The sequence below is a fragment of the Pseudoalteromonas sp. 1_2015MBL_MicDiv genome (assembly GCF_002407505.1).
GTDB lineage: Bacteria > Pseudomonadota > Gammaproteobacteria > Enterobacterales > Alteromonadaceae > Pseudoalteromonas > Pseudoalteromonas fuliginea.
Genome location: NZ_CP012737.1, coordinates 2,433,166 through 2,457,416, shown reverse-complemented (window position 1 = coordinate 2,457,416; position 24,251 = coordinate 2,433,166). Strand labels below are relative to the sequence as shown.

Genomic DNA, 24,251 nt, shown 5'->3' with positions numbered 1-24,251 from the left:
ATTGTTTGTTTGGATGTTTATTACGCAAGAGACCTAAAAAGGCACTCTTGCGATGTACTAATTGGCTAGTCTTTATTTAACCACTTTTTGATCGAGTCATACATCTCATCGCGTATTAATAACTGAGCTTTTTTGTTAGGGTGTAAATTGTCGTTTTGCATTAATTCAGGTTGGCCGGCAATGTTTAGCATAAAAAAGTTCATTAAATGCGCATTTGTTTCTTCGCTAACGCGCGAAAAAGTGTCTGTAAACATTTTACTGTAACGCGGGCCGTAATTAGGGGGAATGTAAACCTCTATTAAGGCGGTCATCGCATTAGCTGCTTGGCTTTTTTGAATAAGAGACGTTAAGTTAGTTTGCATTTTTTTAACAGGGAAACCACGTAAACCGTCATTAGCACCTAGCTCAATAAGTACATGAGTGGGTTCGTATTGCTCAAGCAATGCATCTAAACGGCGTAGGGCTCCACCAGATGTTTCGCCACTAATACTGGCGTTGATAAGTTCAATGTCGGCTTGTTCGTCATCGTATTTATCTTGTAACAATTTTACCCAGCCTTCTTCTTGTTGAAGTCCGTAGGCTGCGCTTAAACTGTCACCGAGTATTAAAATCGTGTTGTCGGCTGCTGCGCTCAGCGGTTTGATAACTAAAAATAAAATGAATACTAAACGAAGGATTGAATGAGTCATATGTCAGCGCTTTCTCAATTAAATATAATTCAGGTTAATGGTTTGTCTAAAGTAGTCTCTACCTTTGAAGGTGAGCTGCCCATCCTCAGCGACATCAGCTTTAATGTCAAGCATGGCGAGTCTGTTGCTATTGTTGGCACGTCGGGCTCTGGTAAATCAACGTTACTCAGTTTATTAGCAGGGCTGGATACCGCAAGCAGCGGAGAGGTGTTTTTAGATGGTGAGCCATTACACAATTTAGATGAAGAAGAGCGTGCTGCACTGCGCGCGGCTAAAATTGGATTTGTGTTTCAATCGTTTATGTTAGTACAAAGCTTAACGGCACTTGAAAACGTTATGCTACCAGCAGAGCTTGCTGGCGAAAGTGATGCGAAAGAGCAAGCAATTGCTTTGCTTGAAAAAGTAGGCTTGAGCCATCGAATTGATCATTACCCGTCGCAACTTTCTGGCGGTGAGCAACAACGTGTTGCTATTGCGCGAGCATTTATTGGTACACCTAAAATACTATTTGCTGATGAGCCTTCGGCTAATTTAGACAGCAAAAACGGTAAAATGATTGAATCCTTATTATTTGATTTAAACACGCAACACGGCACTACCCTTATTTTGGTGACTCACGATGAAGGGCTTGCACAAAAATGTGAGCACATTATTCAAATAGAAGCGGGTTTACTGGTAAAAAGCCAAGTAGAGGACGTTGCCGATGTGGGTTGAGTTAGCGCTTAAATTATTTTCGCGAGAATTTCGCCGTGGTGAGCTCACGGTTATAAGCGCAGCTATCGCTCTTGCTGTGTTAACCGTGCTTACATTGTCGATGGTTACTGAGCGAATAGGGCAAAGTATTGCGCAAAAAAGCAGTGCTTTTATTGCAGCAGACCGTGTACTTGCAAGCGATCATGTTCTGGACACCGCTTTTATTACTCAAGCACAGAGCCAAAATTTAAAAACAGCGCAAATGGTGTATTTCGACACTATGTTGTTTGCCGATGATGAAATGCAGTTTAGCTCAGTAAAAGCGGCATCTAATGCGTACCCGCTAAAAGGGCAGTTAAAAGTTAAAGATACCCTAACCGGTGAAACTAAAGTTGCTAATAGCGGACCAACGACGGGTAATGTGTGGCTAAGTGAGTCGGTATTTTACAGTTTAAATATTGATATTGGCGCGCAAGTAGAGCTTGGCGCTGCATTATTTAATGTTTCAAAAGTTATTGTAGAGGAGCCAGACGCGCCATTTAATGTATTTTCAAGCAGCCGTCGTGTGCTTATTAATATTGACGATGTGGCAAAAACTGAAGTCGTGCAGCCGGGTAGTCGTGTTTATTACCGCCAACTTTATGCAGGTAGTGAGGCCGACATAAATAGCTTTTACGAGTGGCTTAAACCACAAATGAAAGAAAACCAACAATGGTATGGTGTTAAAGACCGCCAATCACCCATTTCAAACAGTTTAAACCGCGCAGAGAGCTTTTTATTACTTGCCGGCCTATTAGGTATTATTTTGGCTGCAGTGGCTATAGCTGTTTCAGCAAAACGTTATTGTGAACGCCAATACGACCCAGTAGCGATGATGAAAACGCTAGGCGGTAGCCGCTCAATGATCCGCAAAATATACATGCTGCATTTATTGCTTGTATGTGCAATGGCGGTAAGTATAGGGCTGTTAATTGGTTATGGCTTGCAAGAAATAGCAACAAGTTACTTATCAAAAAGTATGGGCACAGAGTTACCCTTAGGTGGCTTTAAACCTTGGCTGGTGGCTATAAGCACTGGCGTAATTTGTGCTGTTATGTTTTCTATTAAACCATTATTTGATTTATTTGATATTCCGCCGCTTAGAGTACTGCGCCGTAACTTAGGTGACAAGTTGGCAGTAAGTCGTGTGCATTTAGGTATGAGTGCGCTAACCGTGTTTTTATTAATGTGGTTATTTAGCAACAACATAAAAATAACGCTTATTTTGTTTATATCAACACTTGCGCTAATTGGTGTGCTGTTTTTAGTATCTAAATTAATATTTGGTGGTGGTCGAAAACTAGGGTTAAAGCCAGATAACAGTTGGTCGCTTGCAATTGCGTCTATTCAAAAGCGTGCAAATGTGAACGCGGTACAGTTAATTAGTTTTTCGTTAGCGATTAAATTACTGCTGTTTTTAGTGGTACTTAAAAACGACATGATATCTGATTGGCAATCGCAGTTACCAAGCGATGCACCTAATGCGTTTTTAGTGAATATTACGCAAAATGAACTTGAGCCAATTAATGAATATTTAGCTCAAAAAGATATTCAGGTATCAGAGTTTTATCCAACTATTCGTGGGCGCGTAAATGCGGTAAACGGCGAGTTGGTAGCACGTTCTGTATCGCTGCAAGACAATGAGAAAAAAGACGAAGAAGCCCGTGCAGGTATTGGCCGTGAGCTAAACCTTACATGGCTTAAAGATGTGCCTGATCAAAATGAAGTAACACAAGGCACGTGGTTTGGTGAAAATGCGATGGCTGAGGCTTCAGTAGAGGAGTCGATGCTTGAGCGTTTAGATGTTGAGATAGGCGATACGCTTACATTCTTAATTGGTTCGCAGTCGTTCGATGCTAAAATCACCAGTGTGCGAAAAGTAAATTGGGCCACGCTTAAACCTAACTTTTTTATTATTTTAAGCCCAGATGTACTTGCAGATTTTCCGGCAACGTATATTTCGTCGGTACGTATAAATCCAGATCAAAAACGTGATTTTAGCCAGTTATTGCGTACTTACCCTACTATTACAGCAATTGACATTGATAACTTTGTTAAGCAAATACAAACAACTATTTCGCAAGTATCACTCGCCATCGGCTTTGTACTTGCAATTGTTGTGTTGTGTGGCGCACTTGTACTTATATCGCAAGTGCAAGCTAGTTTAGGTGAGCGTATGCAAGAAATTGTAATACTCAGAACGCTAGGGGCTAAAAGCCGACTAATTAAAAATGCGACCTTGTATGAATTTTTATTACTAGGCGGTTTAGCTGGTTTAGTGGCCGCACTTTTTAGCGACATAGCGCTTTTAATTGTGCAGCAACAAATGTTTGATTTAGCAGGTAAGTTACACCCGCATATATGGATTATTGGTCCGGTAGCTGGCGGCGTATTTGTAGCGGGTTTAGGTTATTTAATGATTGCCCGAACACTAAAACAAAACACCCAAGGGTTAGTGCGCGCCCTAGGGTAAGCTTAAACTAACTTAACACGTATTGGATTAAGTATTAAATGCCCACCTAACACGTGGGCATTTTTGTTTTCTTTGTACTGGTAATTTATACAGTGCTCTGGCATTATTAGCGTAATTTAAAAATAACAATAATGAGAATGCAGTTTGGCCATTATTTTAGGGATTGATCCTGGTTCACGTTTGACCGGGTATGGCGTTGTTGCCCACCAAGGTTCTAAATTTACATACTTAGGCAGTGGCTGTATTAAGTTAGCCGATCATCCTTTTCCGGTTAGACTTAAAATGATCTACCAAGGCATTACACAACTTATTGAGCAATTTTCGCCAGAAACCTTTGCCATTGAAAAAGTATTTATGGCGCATAACCCCGATTCAGCTCTAAAACTAGGCCAAGCTAGAGGCGCTGCGATTGTAGGTGCAGCAATGGCCGACTTACCCGTATTTGAATATTCAGCTAGACAAATTAAGCAAGCAGTAGTAGGTAACGGCGGCGCTGATAAAACACAAGTGCAACACATGGTAAAAAATATTTTAAAGTTGCCTGGCACGCCACAAGCCGATGCAGCTGATGCACTCGCTATTGCGATTTGCCACGCTCACTCAGAACAAAATTTAATTAAACTAGCGGGTAGCGCAAGCAAAACCGTTAGAGGACGTCTAAGGAAATAACTATGATAGGCCGCTTAAATGGTATTTTAGTCGAAAAACAGCCACCAGAAATATTACTCGATGTAAGTGGTGTAGGTTACGAAGTACAAATGCCAATGACCTGTTTTTACGATTTACCAAAGATTGGTGAAAACGCGATTGTTTACACTCACTTTGTAGTGCGTGAAGATGCTCAACTGTTATTTGGTTTTAATAATAAAGTTGAACGTGCCTTGTTTAGAGAGCTATTAAAAGCAAATGGCGTAGGGCCAAAACTTGGCTTAGCTATTTTATCGGGCATGTCGGCAAAGCAATTTGTAAGTTGTGTAAATAACGAAGACTCAACGTCGCTAGTTAAATTACCGGGTGTCGGTAAAAAAACAGCCGAGCGTTTAGTACTCGAAATGAAAGACAGACTAAAAGATTGGGGTAATGATTTATTTACGCCATTTAGCGACAGCGCAGTAATAGAGCCAATGAGCGATGCGACAATAGCTAATAACGCAGCCGATGATGCCGTATCAGCACTGCTTGCATTAGGTTATAAATTGCCACAAGCTCAAAAAGCAGTAAAATCGATAAGCAAACCCGATATGTCTACTGAGGTTCTTATTAGAGAATCTTTAAAATCTATGTTGTGAGTAACCCATGATTGAAGCGGATCGCTTAATTGACGCGACTGAAAAAACAAATGAAGACTCTATAGATCGTGCAATAAGACCAAAACTTTTAGCCGATTACAGAGGCCAGCCTCATGTTAAACAGCAAATGGAAATTTTTATTGAAGCTGCCCGAACCCGTGGTGAAGCGCTCGATCATTTATTAATATTTGGCCCACCTGGGCTTGGTAAAACCACGCTTGCAAATATTGTCGCTAACGAATTACACGTAAGTATTAAAACAACATCAGGCCCTGTACTTGAAAAAGCAGGCGATTTAGCTGCGCTGCTCACAAATTTAGAGGAAGGCGATGTACTGTTTATTGATGAAATACACAGACTCAGCCCGCAAGTTGAAGAAATACTCTACCCCGCAATGGAAGACTACCAGCTTGATATAATGATTGGTGAAGGCCCAGCTGCGCGTTCTATTAAATTAGACCTACCTGCATTTACACTTATTGGAGCAACCACCCGAGCAGGCTCGCTTACATCGCCACTACGTGACCGTTTTGGTATTGTGCAGCGATTAGAGTTTTATTCTGTAGAAGATTTGTCGCACATAGTAGGGCGCTCTGCACATTATCTAGGTTTAGAAATGTGTGACGATGGCGCAACCGAAATTGCACAGCGTTCGCGCGGTACACCACGTATAGCTAACCGCTTATTGCGCCGTGTACGTGATTACACACAGGTAAAATCTGACGGTACAGTAAACGCCGAAGTAGCTAAGCAAGCGCTTGACATGATTGACGTAGATAAAAGTGGTTTTGACTATATGGATCGCAAATATTTACTCGCCATAATTGAAAAATTTATGGGCGGCCCAGTAGGGCTCGACAATGTAGCGGCTGCTATTGGCGAAGAGCGCGAAACAATAGAAGATGTGATAGAACCATTTTTGATCCAACAAGGATTTATTCAGCGCACACCTCGCGGGCGAATAGTCTCTGACAGTGCATACCATCACTTTGGATTAATGCCAAAAAAGACGACTTAATCTAAATTTCAATTAATCACTTGCGCTTGCATAAGTAAATGTACAGCAAGCGCGTATACCTAATTTTATAATGTTACCCACCATATTTTCACATCGTTACTCTAAACCAAGTTATTACAATTTTACCCACTATATAATCAGTTAACGCTTAATTCACAGAGCGTTAAGACTTGCGTGGCTATGCTGCGGGCTATTCGATAGATAGAGTATATTGCATAGCCGTTATCGTATTAGGCTGTTACAGTGTTGTTTAGTTTGCAATAATACTTAATCAATTAGAGGGATTAAATCTGACGTTAACCGTGTTAAAAATTTCTGATATACAACTGCATGGATGCAGAGCAATGCCGGAGCATGAGTGATAACAACTAACTAACGAAATTTTTGCCTTGTTATAGATACGATTTTCTTACCTCAAAATAGATCACTCAATTAAGTAAATTGGTATTAAATGATTTCAATTTTTTTGGCAAAAAAAAACCCGCAAAAAATGCGGGTAAACAACAAGTTGAAGGAAGTAATCTTGGGAACTACATTTTACACAACTAGGTTTTATCCTAAAAATGTAAAACAATGTAATACGATAAAATATCCTATTACTAAGAACTTTGCTTAATGAAGCTATTTCACTCAGTGCCAGCTCGGTATGAGGAGATAATACGCAATATATATTTATTATTCAAACTAGAAAATTTATAATTTCGGATTATAAAAACTAATGCAATGAAATTTTTGGTTGTTTAAAACTTGTTCATTAATGTTTTTTTCTGTTTGTAAGTTAATGAAAATTAGTGATTAAGTTTGAGTTTGCACTGCTTGTCGCTATTAGTTTTACTATTACCTTTAGGTTTTGTTTAAGTTTTTTGAGTGTTTATGCAGTGATTTTGAATAAATGAGGCGTTTTATGGTGTTTTGCTTGTATATTTAAGCATATCTTGAGCGCATTATTAAATAGCGGAAATGGCTTTAAATTCTTTTGCTAGATAATTGCGAAATAAAGGTTATTTCAACGTTTTTTGTTGCTTGTTCATAGCAATATCGTTGTCAGTTTGAAATGGACTCGATACACTATGTGCAACTTTTGGCTGCACGAGCGGTCATATTTACACAAATCAATCAATTTGACGTATTTTGATACTATTTAGGAGTTTCACGTGGGATCAGGGCTTAATTTTTTGGATTTAATATTAGAAGCCAGTTTGCTTGTTCAACTAGTAATGTTAGGGCTAGTTGCTATGTCTGTAATGTCATGGGCAATTATTTTTCAGCGTAAAAAAGCAATATCAGATGCGTTAGCAAGTGCTAAAAAGTTTGAACAAAAATTTTGGTCTGGTATTGATTTAAGTAAACTATATAACGAAATTTCATCACGTAACGGTCAATCTGAAGGTATTGAAGCTCTATTTACAGCTGGTTTTAAAGAGTTTGCGCGACATAAGAAAAATACCTTTCAAAGTGCGAGTATTGTAATGGAAGGTACACACCGCTCTATGCGCGTGGCACTCTCTCGAGAAATAGAGAAAATAGAGTCAAGCTTATCATTTTTAGCGACAGTGGGTTCAATTAGCCCATATATAGGCTTGTTTGGTACTGTATGGGGCATTATGAATGCTTTTATAGCATTAGGTGAAGTTAAACAAGCTACGTTGCAGATGGTAGCACCTGGTATAGCAGAAGCACTTATTGCCACAGCAATGGGTTTGTTTGCAGCTATTCCTGCTGTTATTGCTTACAACCGTTTTTCTAATAAAGTTGAAAAGCTAGAATCTCACTACATTAATTTTATGGAAGAGTTTGCTAATATTTTACACCGTCAAGCAGCTACACAAATAGAGGCCCAAGCGAATGTATCAGCGTAAGAAGCGCCGTCCGGTCGCAGAAATTAATGTAGTTCCTTACATTGATGTAATGTTGGTGCTACTGATTATATTTATGGCAACAGCGCCACTTATTACACATGGTGTTAAAGTCGACTTGCCTAAAATGACGGAGTCAGATTTAGTTGATACTAAAGATGCGCCACCTATTATTGCTTCGATTGACGCACAAGGTAAATATTACGTTAGTGTAGGGACTGATCCAGAGGCTCCGATGGAGGCGCTTGATGTAGCGGCTGTGATTAAGTTACAGCTAATGAAAAATCCTGATGTACCTGTAATGATAAAGGGATCTGGAAAAGTATCATACCAAGAGGTATTGCTCTTAATGGACTTTTTAAAAAGTGCTGGTGTACCGTCAGTTGGATTAATGACAGAATCCTTCGAAGGGACAAAATAACGGTATGAGTAGTTCATTAATTAAATCAGTAGTTTTGCATGTGGCGCTGGGTGGTTTTTTATATGCATCGGCAAACATTCACCCGCCAGCACCAAAGGTTATGGAAGTAACGCTTAATAAAGCTATACCTGATGTTGATAAAGCGGTGTCAGCTGTGACAGTTGACCAAAAAATGGTTGAGCAGAAAATAGCTGAACTCCAAAAGCAAGAAAAAGACAAAAAAAAGGCAGAAGACAAACGCATCCGTGATTTAGAGCGCAGAGCTGCAAATGCACGCAAACAGCGCGAGTCAGAAACCCGTCATATTAAGAAATTAGAGCAAGAACGTAAGGCTAAAGAAAAAGAAACAGCCGAGGCGCAAGCACAAGCTAAAAAAGCACGCGCAATAGAACAAAAGGAACGTGCTAAAGCAAAACAAGCCGAAAAACAAAAGCAAGAGTCTGAAAGTGCAGCAAAAGCAGCTGCCGATAAGCGTAAAGCTGAGGAAGAAGCACTTAAAAAAGCTGAAGATGAACGTAAAAAGCGTGATGAAGAGGCTAAAGAACGTGCTAAAAAGGCTGAACAACAGCGTCAACAGGCCCTACAAGAACAAATGTTACAAGAACAACTTGCTAAAGAGCAGGCTGCGCGTAGTAAAATACGTCAACAACAGGTCGTGGGTGAAGTTGATAAATATCGCGCTCTAATTATGGCGCGTATTCAGCAGAACTTACTGATCGACGAGAAAATGAAAAATCAGCAGTGCCGAGTAAATATTCGTTTAGGCTTTAATGGTTTAGTAACACAAGTTAAATCATTAGGCGGCGATAAACTAGTCTGTGAGGCTGCACTTAGGGCTGTTCGTATGGCTGACACATTACCGGTATCTAAAGACAAAGACGTATTCGAACAACTTAAGAATATTAATTTAACAATCAAGCCAGAATTTTAAAGGAATGATATGTTCAACAAAGTAAAAATTGCCTGTTTAGTGCTGTTATTTGGTTTTCAGGGCATTGCTAACGCAGCCCTTGAAATTGTAATAACAGAAGGTGTAGATGGTGCAAGACCTATTGCAATTGTGCCGTTTAAATACAATGGTGTTGGTCCAATTCCTGAAAAAATAAGTGATGTTATTGCTGCAGATCTCATGCGTAGTGGTAAGTTTAAGCCTGTAGATGTTATGCAAATGCCGCAACAACCAAACAAAGATGCTGACATTGATTATGCATCTTGGGTTAATAAAGGTGTTGAAGCGATACTTGTTGGCGAGGTTGAGCAACAGACTGATGGACGTTATTTAGTACGTTATGAGTTAGTCGATGTTATTCGTGGTCAAATCACGGGAGGTGAAACGCAAATGATGAGTAATGGTAAGTTACTTAAAAGCCAAGATCATATTTTAGAAGCACGAGATAGTGTTATTGGCATAAGTGGTTTCCGTCGTTATTCACATCGTATTAGTGATGTCATTTATGAGAAATTAACGGGTGAGAAAGGTGCTTTTTTAACCAAGATTGCGTACGTAATTGTACGTGATGGTGATGATAAGCCTTATCAGCTTGTTGTATCAGATTATGACGGGTTTAACGAACAGGTGTTACTACGTTCGAAAGAGCCACTAATGTCACCGGCTTGGTCACCTGATGGCACAAAATTAGCGTATGTGACATTTGAAAACCGTCAAAGCCAAATTTATATTCAAGATTTGTATACCGGTAAGCGTGAAGTTATTGCAAGTTATCGCGGTATTAACGGTGCTCCGCAGTTTTCGCCAGATGGTAAAAAGCTTCTTTTAGTGCTCTCTAAAGACAAAACGGGTGCTACAGAAGTTTACTTATTAGACTTGGCAACACGCAAAGAAACACGTCTTACGCGACATCGTAGTATAGATACTGAACCATCTTGGTATCCAAATGGTCAAGATATAGTGTTTACCTCTGAAAGGGGTGGTAATGCTCAGATTTATAAGTTAAATTTAAAAAATGGTAGGTCACAGCGATTGACCTTTGATGGTGATATGAACCTTGCGGGTTCGATAACACCAGACGGTAAAGAATTAGTGATGGTTAACCGTACCAACGGGCAGTACCATCTTGCTAAGAAAGAGCTTGCTACGGGCGCGTTTCAAGTATTAACGCGAACTCGCCTAGATGAATCACCGAGCATAGCACCAAATGGTTCGATGATTATTTATAGCACGCTTCATAATAATAAACAGGTACTCGCGCTGGTATCAATGGACGGTCGCTTTAAAGCTCGTTTACCTGTGCTTGACGGACAAGTAAAGGCGCCAGCTTGGTCGCCATATTTACAGTAATATTACTGGTTTACTCAAAATAGGAATCTACTTAATGCAACTTAACAAAATACTTAAAGGCCTGCTAATTGCTGTGCCAGTAATGACATTAGCAGCTTGTAGCTCATCTTCGGATATTGATGAAGGTGCTGCAAATCAAACAAATGAAGCTGTTGTTGAACAATCGACAAATACAGACACAGTTGAAGTGGCTACAATTTCTCCTGAGCAACAAGCAGAAGAGCAACTTCGTCAAAAATACGAAGCACTACGCCAAGAGCAAGTAATCTACTTTGATTTTGATAAAGCGACAGTTGAAGGCAAATACGCTGACTTGCTTCGTGCTCATGCTGAATTTTTAGTTCAAAATTCATCAGTTAAAGTACTAATTGAAGGCCACGCAGATGAGCGCGGTACGCCAGAGTACAATATTGCACTAGGTGAGCACCGTGGCCAAGCGGTTGAGAAATACTTACAAAGTTTAGGTGTTTCAGCTAGCCAAATGTCAGTAGTAAGCTACGGTGAAGAGAAGCCAATGGTTAAATCTCGCACTGAATCAGCTTTCGCTAAAAACCGCCGTGCGGTACTCGTTTACTAAGATAAGAGATATTATGAAGCCGAAACTTATTTTGGCAGCCATGATATTGAGCGGGAGCACCCAGTTAATGGCTGCTCCCGCTCCTGTTTCAGAAGCTGCAGGTTCACAATCAAGTATTGAGAAGCGTTTAGCATCATTAGAGAGCATGATGCAGTCGCGTAATTTTTTACAAGTAGAGTTACAGCAACAACTTAATCTATTACAAGATGAAGTAAGTCAAATCCGTGGCGTAACTGAAGAACAAAGCTATAAGCTTGAAAAAGTACTGCAGCGTCAACGCGAACTTTATCAAGAAATTGAAAATCGCGTAAGCCAAGCATATGCACAACCTGCTGTAGCGCCTGCAGCTGATTATACGCAACCAAGTGATGCACAGACATACAGTAACGATTTATCTGAAAACGAAGCATACGAGCGTGCTGTAGCGCTTATAATGAAGGATAAGCGTTATGATCAAGCAATTCCTGAGTTTCAAACTTTTTTAACGTCATACCCAAACTCAGTTTATGCATCTAATGCACATTATTGGCTTGGGCAATTGCTGACGATTAAAAATACGCCAGTAAAAGCAATAGAGCACTTTAAAGTGGTTGTTAATGAATTTCCTAATTCAAATAAACGACCAGATGCAATGTTAAAGCTAGGAACACTTTTGCAAGAGCAAGGTTTAGCAGAGGAAGCTCTAAAAATTCTGAATGATCTTGTTAATCAGTATCCAAGTACAACTGCTGCAAAATTGGCCACAGAACGCTTATCAAAATAATTGAATCGGCTTGATTAGACTGCTTTTTGCCATAAGCGGTCTAAAATTGGTCAACTAGGCATAAAAACTTAAAAAAAGAGACAATTTCGGTTGCACTCATTTTATAAATAAGTATTATAAGCGCCCGCAGCAAACGAATGGTTACCCCACTCGAAATGCGGCAAAAAGAGCGGGTTATTAGCTCAGTTGGTAGAGCAGTTGACTTTTAATCAATTGGTCGATGGTTCAAATCCATCATAACCCACCATTTTTAAAATGGTCTTTTATCGGCGGATTTACGTAGTATTTAAAGTTGTTAAATTAGAGCGGGTCATTAGCTCAGTTGGTAGAGCAGTTGACTTTTAATCAATTGGTCGATGGTTCAAATCCATCATGACCCACCATTTTATATTTATAAATAATATAATGGTTTAACTTAGACTTTAGTACAGACAATTATATCAGAGCGGGTCATTAGCTCAGTTGGTAGAGCAGTTGACTTTTAATCAATTGGTCGATGGTTCAAATCCATCATGACCCACCATTCTTTATTCCTTGTGAATACGGTTTGGTATCAATCGGCGGATTTACGCAAGCTTATTTATTTTAAATAGGTGCATGAGCGGGTCATTAGCTCAGTTGGTAGAGCAGTTGACTTTTAATCAATTGGTCGATGGTTCAAATCCATCATGACCCACCATTCTTTATTCCTTGTGAATACGGTTTGGTATCAATCGGCGGATTTACGTAAGCTTCATTCATAATTGAATAAGTGCATAGAGCGGGTTATTAGCTCAGTTGGTAGAGCAGTTGACTTTTAATCAATTGGTCGATGGTTCAAATCCATCATAACCCACCATTCTATGAAAATTTATATAAGAGCGGGTCATTAGCTCAGTTGGTAGAGCAGTTGACTTTTAATCAATTGGTCGATGGTTCAAATCCATCATGACCCACCATTGTTTATTCCTTGTGAATACTGTTTGGCATCAGTCGGCGGATTTACGTAAACTTCATTCTTAACTGAATAAGTGCATAGAGCGGGTTATTAGCTCAGTTGGTAGAGCAGTTGACTTTTAATCAATTGGTCGATGGTTCAAATCCATCATAACCCACCATTCTATGAAAGTTTTAATCGGCGGATTTACGCAGCTTTTTACAAAGCAAATTTATATTAGAGCGGGTCATTAGCTCAGTTGGTAGAGCAGTTGACTTTTAATCAATTGGTCGATGGTTCAAATCCATCATGACCCACCACTCTCTAATACTTTCCTTTATATTCTTTTTTAAATTCCCACTTTATTTTTTATAAACAGCCTCGCTAGTTTGCTGTTATTTGCTTTGATATTCTCGTATAATTCGCCCTAATTAATGCACTGTAGATAAGTGGTCGAGAACATGAGTCTAGCTCAAACTATTATGCCTGAAGGTTATATCTTTCCCCCTAAGCCAGCACCGTTAACACAAGACGAGCAAGGCGAATATAAAGCGCGTATAAAGCAATTACTAAAAGATAAAAATGCAGTACTTGTTGCCCATTATTATACCGATCCTGAAATTCAAGCACTTGCTGAAGAAACCGGCGGTTGCGTTGCCGATTCGCTAGAAATGGCACGTTTTGGCGCACGTCACGATGCAGATATGATTATCGTCGCGGGCGTAAAATTTATGGGCGAAACAGCTAAAATATTAACACCCAATAAAACGGTTGTTATGCCAACACTTGAAGCAACATGTTCGTTAGATATTGGTTGCCCGATAGACGATTTCTCTGCGTTTTGCGATCAGCACCCAGATCGTAAAGTTGTTGTATATGCAAATACCTCTACTGCGGTCAAAGCGCGTGCCGATTGGATTGTAACGTCATCGTGTGCACTTGAAATTGTAGAGCACCTAGATGAGCAAGGCGAAAAAATCATTTGGGGACCAGATAAGCACCTTGGTAGTTATATTCAAAAAAATACCGGTGCTGATATGCTTATGTGGAATGGTGCATGTATTGTACATGACGAATTTAAAACTAAAGCTTTAAAAGATATGAAGGCGCTACACCCAGATGCAGGCGTATTAGTTCATCCAGAATCGCCAGCAGAGATTGTTGCACTTGCCGATGCAGTAGGATCAACGAGCCAACTCATAAAAGCTGCGCAAACAATGCCCAACAATAAATTTATTGTTGCAACCGATCGCGGTATTTTTTATAAAATGCAGCAACTATGCCCAGATAAAGAGTTTTTCGCGGCTCCAACGGCAGGTGAGGGCGCTTCATGTAAAAGTTGCGCTCATTGCCCTTGGATGGCAATGAATGGCTTAAAGGCGATTGAGGAAGCCCTAATTGACCCGAAAGGCAAAGAAGTATTTGTTGATATGGATTTACGCGAAGGCGCACTTAAGTCACTTAATCGCATGCTTGAATTTACCGCGAGTATGGCTAAGTAACCTAAACTCTGGCTAGAGAAAATAAATTTAAATATCATCATATTCAATACGTAGTAAATCTCTTAATCAGAGTTCAGGTTAAGTCATTTTAAAGTTTAAATTAAAAACGGTTAAATCTTGAATTTAGCCGTTTTTTATACTTAAACGTAAGTTATTGCTTGATAAGTAAGCACTTGAAGGTTCATATTTAAAAATGCCTTGCACCTTGTGGGCCTATTTCATACTATAGCGTGCCGTTGCATTATACAATTGCAACACTGTGGAGGGATGGCTGAGTGGCTGAAGGCGCACGCCTGGAAAGTGTGTTTAGGTTTATCCCTAACGAGGGTTCGAATCCCTCTCCCTCCACCATTATTCTTAAGGCCTAGTTATTAATTTAACTGGGCTTTTTAATGTAAAGTAAACTCTGCTCAACTATTGGTTAGGCGCGACAAAGTAATTTGGAGTATGTTGTTAATTCAATCTACTTAAACTTGATTTGTTGAGGCATATCAAATGTTTTCCTCTGTATTATTCATATGTAGTGCTTTTATTAATTCTTGTTTTTCAATAGGCTTAGAAATATAGCCATCAAAAAGTTGTTTATATAATTCTTTTTGTTCAGTAAAAACATTGGCCGTTAGGGCTATAATGACTTGTTTACTATTTATTTTTTTACAGGCCTCAAAACCATCCATTTTCGGCATCTGAATATCCATAAGAATAATGTCAGGTAACAACGATTCATATAATGCAATTGCTTCAAGCCCATTATTAGCTATTACAATATTGGCTTTAGTCGGCTCTAACATTGCAGTTGCAACCAGTTGATTAATTTTGTTGTCTTCTGCGATTAAAATTGTTTTGTTTGATAAATCAGGAAATTCTAAATACTTTGTATTTAGATCTATTGCTTTTATATTTGCTTTCTTCAGTGGTAAATAAACACAAAATTGGCTTCCAGAGTTTAATGTGCTGGTCACTTTAATTTCACCTTTCATGAGGCTAATTAACGATTTTGTTATCGGTAAGCCAAGCCCTGTTCCACCATATTCTCTGGTAGTAGACGTTTCTGCTTGCTCAAAGCGTTCAAATAATCGATCAATTGCATTTTGTGATATACCAATGCCTGTATCTGAGACAATGCCGTATATTTTATTATCGTCAGTTAACTTAAACTCAACGGTTACACCACCTTCGTGGGTGAATTTGATGGCATTAGAGATTAAGTTAATGAAAATCTGTCTCAGCCTAACCGGATCACCTATCCAATAGTTGTGATCAATATTAGATATGAAACGTAGGTAAATGCCTTTCTCATTAGCAAAAAGTGCGAGATCCGACTCTAAATGGTTTATTAACTCATTCAGTTCAAAGTGCATGCTTTCTAATGATAATTTACCGGCTTCGATTTTAGAAAAGTCGAGAATATCGTTAATGATGGTTGTTAATGCTCTTGTTGAGTATAATGATTTTTTTAAATATTCTTGTGATTTTTCGTTAAGTGGCTGCTCTTGTAGTAGTTGCAAAGTACCTAAAATACCATTCATTGGGGTACGAATTTCGTGACTCATATTTGCTAAAAACTCTGATTTAGCCTTAGAGCTTTGCTCTGCTAATTCTTTTGCTTGTGCAAGTGCTTCTTCATGTTTTATTTGCTGTGTTAAATCAAATGCGATACCTAAAAAACCAACTACTTGACCTCTATTATTGAGCAATGAGGTAATGCTTAAATTAATTTGGATATGCTTACCGTTAGAATCTATGTACGTCCATTGGTTTATATCAGGTTCGGTGGGTGTTGCTTTAACGACAAATACTTCAAAGCCAGGTTTAATAGGTTTGTTTAATTCTTTTGTTAATTGCTGCGCTTTTTTAACTACTTCATCTTCTACATGAAAAATACTCGGGTTTTTGATACCAATAATTTCGCTGGCTTTGTAGCCAAGTAGTTTCTCTGCAGCAGGATTAAATTCAGTAATTAGGCCGTCTTTGTCTGTAGCAATAATAGAGTAACTCGCACTGTCTAAAATACTGCGTTGTAAAGTACTTATATCGGCTATTTGTTGGGTGCGTAACTTTACTTCAATTTCTAGTTTTGAATTTGCTTGTTCAAGTATTTGTTCGTGCTTTTTAGCGGCTTCTACTTTGAGTTTTATTCTTTGTGCCCTGCGATAAAAAAATAGCTGTAGAGCGAATATAAAAAACATTGAGAAGACGGTTAAAAAGACTCCATCAACGAGTGCTTGATATTTATTAGCTAAATGGAGGTTGGCGATAAAAGATTGAGAACCATGCAGTGTTACTTTCCAGCTTCGTCCCATAATATTGATAGTATTAGAAGTTTGAAACGCGGTGTTATTATTCTTATTGCCGTAATTAAAAAAGGTAAATTCAGTACTGTTATTTAAATCACTGATGCTTAAACTATTTTCGTCTACTTGAGAAAGTGACTCTAAAATATTATTAATTAATAGAGGGGCATAAGTCCAACCTACTAATTTTTCTAGGCGGTGTTGTGTATTTTTTGGCACGATATTTTGTTGATATACAGGGAGTAAAATCAAAAAACCTTGCTGTGGTTTTTTGTCAGCCTGTACTAAGGTAATTGGCGCCGATAATTGGGTGCTATTGTTTATTGCTGAGTTGAGTGCTGCTTGTCGGCGTATGTTCTCAGAGCCAATATCAAGACCAAGTGCTTTTGAATTATTTTTTTCAGGAAAAATATACTGAATAATAAAATGCTCATCGTTGTCGTCTTTGAGTGACTTTAAACTAAAGGTATTATCGGGCCGCTCGTTTTTAGCGTGTTCTAAAAATTGAGCTAAATGCGCTGGTGATACTCTTTTAATAAAACCTATACCATCGGCACCAGGGAATTCTAAAGTATAATTTCGGCTATTTGAGTAGTTTTGCATCGCTTGATAATTTAAATTATCAATGCCAATACCGTGTATAAATCCTTTTAAGCCGAATAGCCCATATTGATATAAATTAACCCTATTGATGATACCTGTGGATAATGAGGAAAGTCGGTTGTTTAGAGCCGTTGAAATAACAGCATTACGTTCGCGTTGATATTGAATATGCTGAGAATAAGTGAAAGTAGCACCTATAATGAGGATAATAATTTGGATGATTACTTGTAGTAAAAGCCCATTATTAATCCTGCTTTTTGCAAGCATTCATTCGTCCTTTTATATGTACTTATATAAGCGTTTAGTATCTTATGCTCGGACTAAATATAGCACTTATTTTGAATGTTACAACTTAGGCTTTTTTTGTAATTTATATAATGGACAATACCTTATAGAGTTGTATCGACTTAAATTCGAGGTAATGTGTTAATCTTAAGTTGTTACTTATTGTGTTATTTGAGCTGGACTTATGTGTAATAGGAAATAACTAAAAATGTAGTTTTATATTAAAGATATAAAAATGAAAGCCCCATAGAATCAACATAAGGGCTTTTTACTTGGGAAGGTTACTGAATTGTTAATTCATCTATCGTAATAGTTGCCTCACTCTCTGTACGGATAGTTATAAAAGAGGTTGGTGTGGCAACAAAACCATCAACAGTATAGGTTTGCCCCAGTACTAGCTCTTCCAGCTTTATAGAGTAAAACTTAGAACTACCGTTATGTATTGAATTAGCACTTCCTGAGGTATTGTTGTCTACGTATATCTGAAAGCTTTTAGCTGTATTACCGCTTACAGCATCCACCTTGAACGTTACTTGGTAGTTATTTGATAGGTCTAATAATCCGCTTGTTTGCGTATCGCCACCCGTGGTGTTAATGGTCGGTGTTGTATTTGCAATACTAATACGTGTACCGGTCATGGTTAGTTTTCCATTACTTACCTGAACACTGCCTGTAACACGGTGAAATAGGGGGGTGTTGCTCCCTGCAAGGCCTGATAAGTCACGGTAACGATTACTGAAAAATTCATCAGCGTTGTTTGCAGAAAAATTTTCAGTAAATGGTAGCCCTAACGGCTCTTGAATCGGCGGCTCTGTAGGCACTTCAATCGTTGGGATATCTAAATCACTTTGATCTATTTTACCAATACCTGCATGCGCAATAACATGATCTTTAATAGCCATAACAGGGGTTAGTGTGTACTCATAAGGCACTTGGTAGCTACTTGTTGGTGTAATTCCATTTTCGGTTACTTCACCCGCTACGTCACCGTCTGGTACTTCACCCCAGGTAACTGTATCACTGAGGTAGTTACCCGATGTATTCCAATAGCCAATAGTATCTGAATAAAACGAGATCACTGGGTTTTTGGTGTTTTCAAAGTAGTTACCTTCTATTTGAAGCTCCGCCCCCATACGTGAGTTTATGGCACTAGAGGTAATGTTGTTGTAGTAGTTATTAAATACATGGCCGCGACCGAATCTAAATAAGGGTACTCGCGATACAATATTTTCAAATCGGTTATGGTGAAAAGTAATAAAGCGATTTTTGTTGGTACTGGTGTCATCATCACTATGACCGTGTAATGAGGTTTTCCAGCTATCGTGTAAGTAGTTATAAGAAATTGTGATGTTTTGCGCGCCAGATTTAGAATCAATTAGGCCATCATAAAAATCTTGATCTGAGTCTAGCGATGAATATAACTCATTGTGGTCAATCCAGATATTAGAGGTACTTCCGTTTTCATCACCTTCAATTGAAATACCATCCTTACCACCGGTAAGCACTTGATTAATTTTTAAATTTTGAATTATGATATTATTCGCTCTGCGAATTTCGATGCCAATACCATCCAAATGACCACGATCTGCTACGCCCACAATAGACACATTATCCATATCTTTTATCTGAATTGATAAGCCATCACCGCCACTGTTCGCATCAGTAATAACACCATCAACATAAATGATAATAGGTGTACTGGTTGCTTTTGCTTCACTTAATGCTGCTTTTAATGATGAGCCATTATCTACAGTTACCACAGTGCCATTAGTACCACCGGTCACATCAAAGTTATAACCAGCAAATCCTAAATTCACGTTAACAGATATTACTTTTACAGGTTCGTCAGGTAACACTGGCACTGGTAAAGGGGTTGGGGTCCACCCTGCGCCATCGCTATAACTTGCAAAAATACTATCACGTTCAAGCAGTTGAGCTACTTCACTTGTTTGTAAAATATAACCACCATTACGGGTGCTTAAATCTAGTGCGTTACCTTGCATATCCATGCTGCCGTATTCACGCCAGCCGCTTGTTGCTGAAGGTGCTTCTGGATTTGGAGCTGGTTGATTTTCAACACCTTGAACAGCCCAGCCAACAGTTGCAATGTGGGTATCAAACTTGTTATTGATAAGGGTTACATTATCAAAGTATGAAGAGCTACCACTACTGCGAGCAAGATATGTTGAATTGTCTAGTACGCCATTACCAATAGGGCCAGGACCATTGGTAAACTCATTGTTTAAGAAAATAAAGCCAGGATCGGTTTCTACCGGTACACGCGCTTGTAAAACGTAGCCACCTTTGGTGTCTTGGGTTGGATCACCATTTTTAGAATCACCTAGGGTACGTATTTCGCTATCTTCAAATAACGAAGTAACTGGGTATCCCCATATGAAGTCTACGTTACCGGCAACTAGCGTGTTGTAAAACCAAGTATAGCCTTTTAGTAGTAGGGTATCTTGCTCACTAATAAAGTTTGCGTTGTTGGCAACTAAACGATATTGGCTATTGAAATAAATAGTTTCAGCTTGATTTGATACGCTGTTACTACGAATGTGCGTGTTTTTTAACGTTAGATTGTTAATAACCAGCATATCTGTGCCTTCAACCAAAAATACACTACGGCCACCGTTTGGAGTACCACCGCCAAGTGCCGCGCTACCACCTGAACCGCTATTAAGTGTTTCGTAGTTTTCGTACTGAATAATAGTATTGTTTTGGCTTTCACCTTGTAGCGTTATATTATTTTTATTGCGCAGAAATAGCAGCTCATTGTAAGTCCCGTCTTTTATTGAAACCGTTGTTTGCTCATCTTTATCAAGATGCTGCATTGCAAAATTAAGTGCGCCTTGCACGGTTCTAAAGTCAGCAACGTCATTATCGTCAACGAGTAGCTCATTTCCTGCTGGGATATTTACTTTGGTTGTAAATGTCCACTGACTGTTATTGCCAAGTCCAGCGAAATCCATGTCATTTAATTTAGCACCAGTAACAACGTCGTCACCGATAACTACACGATAAGTTTGGCCATACTCAAGCACACTGTTGCGAGGCTTAATGATTAATGTATTGTCCTCTAAGCTAATAGGGAAGTAATTTACAGCACGTATGCGATCTTGCCCAGGGTAACCAATTACATCGATGTTTTTACCTACTTGTAGGGTATCAACTAAAGTGTCATCACTTTGTTTATAAATCCTAACTTCGCCAAGACTACCTAAGGTTGGTGTTACACCGGTAGTATCAAAATCAATTGAAATTAACGTATCAACAAATTGATTATCTGCTGATTTTTCAGGCATTAGCTTACCGCTTAGGTCACCATAATCGGTGCTTGGCATCACAAAGGCTTCGACAACATTTACTTCAATCGTTCTGATTATTGTTTCATCAGAACCTGATACAAACTTAATTGTTGCTTCACCAGCACTGAGCGGGCTTAACGTAACTACATCGCCTGAGACATCAGCAGACACTACGTCTTTATTACTCGATGTAACGCTGAAGGTATCGGGTGTAACACCATCGTCTTTAATTGCTGTCACATTAATTATGAGCGGATCAGTGGTTGTACTGGCATCCCATGCAGGATCTTTATAATCAAGGGTTAATTGAATTGGCTTAATACTTGGATCGCCGACTTTAACGTTATCAAGTTCAAATGAGCGGTTGTTAGTAAACAAACCAATTAGGCCACGAGCGCTATACGTGCTGTCGCTAATTGTGCCCATTTTTTCACCATTCAGGTATGCAGTAAGCTCTGAGTCTATCATTTCAAAGCGGGTGGTATACCAAACGCCATCAGTTGTACCGCCTTTTTCACCTAATAAGATAGGAGACTTAGCTTGTACAGGTCGAGAAATAGAACCGTCAACAGTCACAGCCACTTCTACTTGTGTGCTACTTGTTGAGTTTTGTACATTTAAGCCACCAGCAAGCCAGTTGCCTTCACTTTCATAACGAGCCATTAAGTAGAGCTGTTTGCTCGCTGTTGTACTGTTTTGACGTGGTCGAATATCAGCTTCAAAAAAGTAGTTACCGGTATCTGGCACATTTTGTAATGCGTCTTCAGTGGCTAAAATGAGCTCACCACCAACACCACCGGCGGTGTAACGCATAACGTTGTTACCACTTAAATCTAAAATATCAAATTCACCCACGGCGCCCGCTGTGTTATCTGGTTTTGCAATAATTTTCCAGTTGGATAAATCGCCTGCTGAAAAGTCATCACAAAAATACAGCTCAGGAGAGCTATTACATTTAAATACGCTCGGATCGTCTAAGTATTCGATACGTAGATTTTTAATAACAACCGTCCCGCCATTTTCAGTACGCAGCTGTAAAAATGAAGTTGCTGTTGCAACTTTACCTTCAACAACTAGCGTAGTGTCAGGTACTAAGGTGTTAATTAATTCATTGTAAAATTTTGAGCTAGAGCCATGAATTGACTTTGAGCTGCTAGAGGTATTGTTATCCACGTAAATTTGGAAGTTATTATCACCATCAGGATCGCTCACACTCACGATATCTATCAAAATTTGATAGGGGCGCGATAAATCAAAGCTACCAGTTGTACTTTGATCTGTTTCGGTCGTCTCTACATTTGGCGTTGTATTACCCATTGTAAAGCGGCCACTATTAATTTCTAAACCGGTATCAATAACAGAAACCGATCCACCTGTCTTTTTAAACATAGGGACGATAGAGCCGTCAGCTGCTGTAATCGCGGAAAAATCAGTTGAAAATAAATCACCTGTTACCGTTGTAAAATCAGTAACAAATGGGAATGGCGTTGTCGTGTCTCCCCCTGTTGGTGGTGTGGTTGGATCAGTAGGCTCTTCAATTTCAGGTACATCTGTGGCAACCGTAATTAACTCTAAATTATCTAACGTAATTGATGCCGCGCTATCAGTTCGAATCTGTAAAAATGAGTTTTTAATCTCTGCATTTAATACGCCTTGCGCGCTTTCGCTGTCCAGATCAGGGCCTGTTACTACGTCTTCACCTGGTTTATAGGTATATGTAAAGCGTTGACCTTGAGGTAAATTTTCAGCTGTAATAGCTTTTGAATAAAATTTAGATGCTTTGCCATGTACTGAGTTGTCTTGGCCAGTCGTATTATTGTCAACATACAATGACAGAGTACCCGCATCATTATGGGCAATAACATCAAAGCTAATTGTAAAGCCTTCACTTAAGTTATAAATACCTTTACCCAATGTGTCACTTGGGCTTGTTTCTTTGCCTGGCAGTGTGTTACCAATACTAAAGCGGTCGCCTTCAAGCACTATATTGCCATTTTCAGCATCAAGTTCTAAGCTACCACCGGTTTTGAAGTAAAGAGCAGCACTGCCAATCTCATCACTTACGCTTTTATAGGTAGACTTAAAGAAGTCTTCAGTGGTGGTGTTAAAATCTTCAATAAGTGCTTTGCTGTTCTGTTCTGCTAAATTGTTGAGGTTTTCAAGCTCAATGGCAGCTTGCTCTTCACTAAATACGATAACGTTATTTTTAGCATCGTCGTTACTATCGCATTTTGCAATCATGTCGCTAAGCGATGCGTCATCAGATTGGTGGCACAAACTATACACACTATCAACCGTATTAAATGAACGTGAAATTAGGTATTGTGTATTTGACTCACCATTAACAGCAGTTGTAAAAGCGAGTACGCGATCACCAAATATAAATTCATAATTGCCGTTGCCAATAATTTCACCATCAGCTGTTCTAGTAAATGTGCCCGTGGAGTTAGTATCATCAGCGGGGCTAAAATTAAGTATTTCAATACCGGCAGTACTGCCTTTTACCAAAGGGTTGTATACATCACCGGTAAATAGTGACAAGTTAAATGCATTAGGCTGTGTACTGTTGTATTGCTTATACACAAAATCAACAAAATGTAATATAGCCTGATCAGCATCAATGAGTTCCGTTGTTGGTGTGCCTGCATTTGCTAGCCAAACGTTTACATCTGCCGCAAATTCATCTTCACTACGACTAAAATAATCGGTAATTGTTTGGCCTTCTGATAAGTTGATCGTTGCTGCATCGGCTGTTGTGGCACTAATGGTAATACCGTTACTCACATCGCCATCACTATCAAGTGATTGAAATAATCGCAAGCTGTTTACAACAGCAGGATGAAATACAGTATCGGTTGAAAATAAATTTAAAGGTGACAAGATATTACTTGCCGCAATAGATGGAAACGCAATATCTCCTATTGCAAACGTAATCGCTTCGCCGCGAAAATAGTTAAATTGACCGTTGGCATCGGTTACACCATCAGGTACTGATAAACTTGTGTAACTTAAGCCTGCAACAGGGCTATCTACAAAGGTTCCTTGAATAGCAGGGGCGGGTGCTTCTTTAACGTTAATTGAACTTTCTTCCTGGCATCCCGTTAATATTGTACTGAGTAATAATGTGGTGATTACACTTATTTTTGTTTTCATACATCCCTCCAAGGATGAACTTTTTAGCGTCTGTGTTGGCAGTGTGTGATGCACACGTAGAGTGTGCTAATTT

At 39.1% G+C, this 24,251-nt stretch carries 15 protein-coding genes and 9 tRNA genes; 21 read left to right on the top strand and 3 right to left on the bottom strand.

Features of this window, described 5'->3' with window-relative positions:
* Window positions 1-65 precede the first annotated feature (65 nt).
* The gene (locus AOR04_RS11025) at window positions 66-689 is read right to left on the bottom strand and encodes an arylesterase (protein WP_096793366.1); all 624 of its coding nucleotides are present in this window, start codon (window positions 687-689) and stop codon (window positions 66-68) included.
* Between AOR04_RS11025 and AOR04_RS11020 the strand changes: the two genes are divergently transcribed.
* The 21 genes from AOR04_RS11020 (at window position 690) to AOR04_RS10920 (ending at window position 14,886) form a co-directional block, all read left to right on the top strand.
* Window positions 690-1,403, top strand: a complete 714-nt coding sequence (locus AOR04_RS11020) for an ABC transporter ATP-binding protein (RefSeq protein ID WP_096793365.1) — start codon at window positions 690-692, stop codon at window positions 1,401-1,403. It abuts the gene before it with no gap.
* On the top strand, window positions 1,393-3,894 hold the full coding sequence (locus AOR04_RS11015; RefSeq protein WP_096793364.1) for an ABC transporter permease: 2,502 nt from the start codon (window positions 1,393-1,395) through the stop codon (window positions 3,892-3,894). The genes AOR04_RS11020 and AOR04_RS11015 overlap by 11 nt, the downstream gene beginning before the upstream one ends.
* 144 nt (window positions 3,895-4,038) lie before the next feature.
* The gene (ruvC, locus tag AOR04_RS11010; protein WP_002960649.1) at window positions 4,039-4,563 is read left to right on the top strand and encodes a crossover junction endodeoxyribonuclease RuvC; all 525 of its coding nucleotides are present in this window, start codon (window positions 4,039-4,041) and stop codon (window positions 4,561-4,563) included.
* Window positions 4,564-4,565: 2 nt separating this feature from the next.
* The gene (gene ruvA, locus AOR04_RS11005; RefSeq protein ID WP_008137045.1) at window positions 4,566-5,183 is read left to right on the top strand and encodes a Holliday junction branch migration protein RuvA; all 618 of its coding nucleotides are present in this window, start codon (window positions 4,566-4,568) and stop codon (window positions 5,181-5,183) included.
* 7 nt (window positions 5,184-5,190) lie between these two features.
* On the top strand, window positions 5,191-6,201 hold the full coding sequence (ruvB, locus tag AOR04_RS11000) for a Holliday junction branch migration DNA helicase RuvB (protein WP_096793363.1): 1,011 nt from the start codon (window positions 5,191-5,193) through the stop codon (window positions 6,199-6,201).
* Between the two features lie 1,154 nt (window positions 6,202-7,355).
* Window positions 7,356-8,060, top strand: a complete 705-nt coding sequence (tolQ, locus tag AOR04_RS10995) for a protein TolQ (protein ID WP_007378886.1) — start codon at window positions 7,356-7,358, stop codon at window positions 8,058-8,060.
* Entirely contained in the window at window positions 8,047-8,478 is a 432-nt protein-coding gene (tolR, locus tag AOR04_RS10990) for a protein TolR (RefSeq protein ID WP_007378885.1), read from the top strand. The genes tolQ and tolR overlap by 14 nt, the downstream gene beginning before the upstream one ends.
* Window positions 8,479-8,482: 4 nt before the next feature.
* Window positions 8,483-9,409, top strand: coding sequence for a cell envelope integrity protein TolA (gene tolA / locus AOR04_RS10985; protein WP_033031002.1), 927 nt, complete (start codon window positions 8,483-8,485; stop codon window positions 9,407-9,409).
* Between the two features lie 9 nt (window positions 9,410-9,418).
* The gene (tolB, locus tag AOR04_RS10980) at window positions 9,419-10,777 is read left to right on the top strand and encodes a Tol-Pal system beta propeller repeat protein TolB (protein WP_096793362.1); all 1,359 of its coding nucleotides are present in this window, start codon (window positions 9,419-9,421) and stop codon (window positions 10,775-10,777) included.
* A 34-nt stretch (window positions 10,778-10,811) separates the two neighbouring features.
* Window positions 10,812-11,354 carry a peptidoglycan-associated lipoprotein Pal gene (pal, locus tag AOR04_RS10975; protein ID WP_007378882.1) on the top strand — a complete coding sequence of 181 codons (543 nt, stop codon included), beginning with the start codon at window positions 10,812-10,814 and terminating at the stop codon, window positions 11,352-11,354.
* A 13-nt stretch (window positions 11,355-11,367) separates the two neighbouring features.
* Entirely contained in the window at window positions 11,368-12,117 is a 750-nt protein-coding gene (ybgF, locus tag AOR04_RS10970; RefSeq protein WP_033023873.1) for a tol-pal system protein YbgF, read from the top strand.
* A gap of 171 nt (window positions 12,118-12,288) precedes the next feature.
* Window positions 12,289-12,364, top strand: a tRNA-Lys gene (locus AOR04_RS10965).
* A 60-nt stretch (window positions 12,365-12,424) separates the two neighbouring features.
* Window positions 12,425-12,500, top strand: a tRNA-Lys gene (locus AOR04_RS10960).
* Window positions 12,501-12,564: 64 nt separating this feature from the next.
* A tRNA-Lys gene (locus AOR04_RS10955) sits at window positions 12,565-12,640 on the top strand.
* An 80-nt stretch (window positions 12,641-12,720) separates the two neighbouring features.
* Window positions 12,721-12,796 (top strand) — tRNA-Lys (locus AOR04_RS10950).
* 83 nt (window positions 12,797-12,879) lie between these two features.
* A tRNA-Lys gene (locus tag AOR04_RS10945) sits at window positions 12,880-12,955 on the top strand.
* A gap of 24 nt (window positions 12,956-12,979) precedes the next feature.
* Window positions 12,980-13,055, top strand: a tRNA-Lys gene (locus AOR04_RS10940).
* A gap of 83 nt (window positions 13,056-13,138) precedes the next feature.
* Window positions 13,139-13,214: transfer RNA gene (locus AOR04_RS10935), tRNA-Lys, on the top strand.
* A 63-nt stretch (window positions 13,215-13,277) separates the two neighbouring features.
* Window positions 13,278-13,353: transfer RNA gene (locus tag AOR04_RS10930), tRNA-Lys, on the top strand.
* A 141-nt stretch (window positions 13,354-13,494) separates the two neighbouring features.
* Window positions 13,495-14,535, top strand: a complete 1,041-nt coding sequence (nadA, locus tag AOR04_RS10925) for a quinolinate synthase NadA (RefSeq protein WP_096793361.1) — start codon at window positions 13,495-13,497, stop codon at window positions 14,533-14,535.
* Window positions 14,536-14,796: 261 nt separating this feature from the next.
* Window positions 14,797-14,886, top strand: a tRNA-Ser gene (locus AOR04_RS10920).
* A 140-nt stretch (window positions 14,887-15,026) separates the two neighbouring features.
* Here the strand turns inward: AOR04_RS10920 and AOR04_RS10915 are convergent.
* Window positions 15,027-17,699 carry a CHASE domain-containing protein gene (locus AOR04_RS10915; protein ID WP_096793360.1) on the bottom strand — a complete coding sequence of 891 codons (2,673 nt, stop codon included), beginning with the start codon at window positions 17,697-17,699 and terminating at the stop codon, window positions 15,027-15,029.
* Window positions 17,700-17,998: 299 nt separating this feature from the next.
* Complete coding sequence (locus AOR04_RS10910) at window positions 17,999-24,178, bottom strand: pectinesterase family protein (RefSeq protein WP_096793359.1); 6,180 nt, start codon at window positions 24,176-24,178, stop codon at window positions 17,999-18,001.
* Window positions 24,179-24,251: the final 73 nt, after the last annotated feature.

What these genes read in the sequence shown, in the direction of transcription:
- AOR04_RS11025 (WP_096793366.1), bottom strand. Translation starts at nt 689, where the DNA reads ATGACTCATTCAATCCTTCGTTTAGTATTCATTTTATTTTTAGTTATC.
- AOR04_RS11020 (WP_096793365.1), top strand. Translation starts at nt 690, where the DNA reads ATGTCAGCGCTTTCTCAATTAAATATAATTCAGGTTAATGGTTTGTCT.
- AOR04_RS11015 (WP_096793364.1), top strand. Translation starts at nt 1,393, where the DNA reads ATGTGGGTTGAGTTAGCGCTTAAATTATTTTCGCGAGAATTTCGCCGT.
- ruvA (WP_008137045.1), top strand. Translation starts at nt 4,566, where the DNA reads ATGATAGGCCGCTTAAATGGTATTTTAGTCGAAAAACAGCCACCAGAA.
- ruvB (WP_096793363.1), top strand. Translation starts at nt 5,191, where the DNA reads ATGATTGAAGCGGATCGCTTAATTGACGCGACTGAAAAAACAAATGAA.
- tolR (WP_007378885.1), top strand. Translation starts at nt 8,047, where the DNA reads ATGTATCAGCGTAAGAAGCGCCGTCCGGTCGCAGAAATTAATGTAGTT.
- tolA (WP_033031002.1), top strand. Translation starts at nt 8,483, where the DNA reads ATGAGTAGTTCATTAATTAAATCAGTAGTTTTGCATGTGGCGCTGGGT.
- tolB (WP_096793362.1), top strand. Translation starts at nt 9,419, where the DNA reads ATGTTCAACAAAGTAAAAATTGCCTGTTTAGTGCTGTTATTTGGTTTT.
- pal (WP_007378882.1), top strand. Translation starts at nt 10,812, where the DNA reads ATGCAACTTAACAAAATACTTAAAGGCCTGCTAATTGCTGTGCCAGTA.
- ybgF (WP_033023873.1), top strand. Translation starts at nt 11,368, where the DNA reads ATGAAGCCGAAACTTATTTTGGCAGCCATGATATTGAGCGGGAGCACC.
- nadA (WP_096793361.1), top strand. Translation starts at nt 13,495, where the DNA reads ATGAGTCTAGCTCAAACTATTATGCCTGAAGGTTATATCTTTCCCCCT.
- AOR04_RS10915 (WP_096793360.1), bottom strand. Translation starts at nt 17,699, where the DNA reads ATGCTTGCAAAAAGCAGGATTAATAATGGGCTTTTACTACAAGTAATC.
- AOR04_RS10910 (WP_096793359.1), bottom strand. Translation starts at nt 24,178, where the DNA reads ATGAAAACAAAAATAAGTGTAATCACCACATTATTACTCAGTACAATA.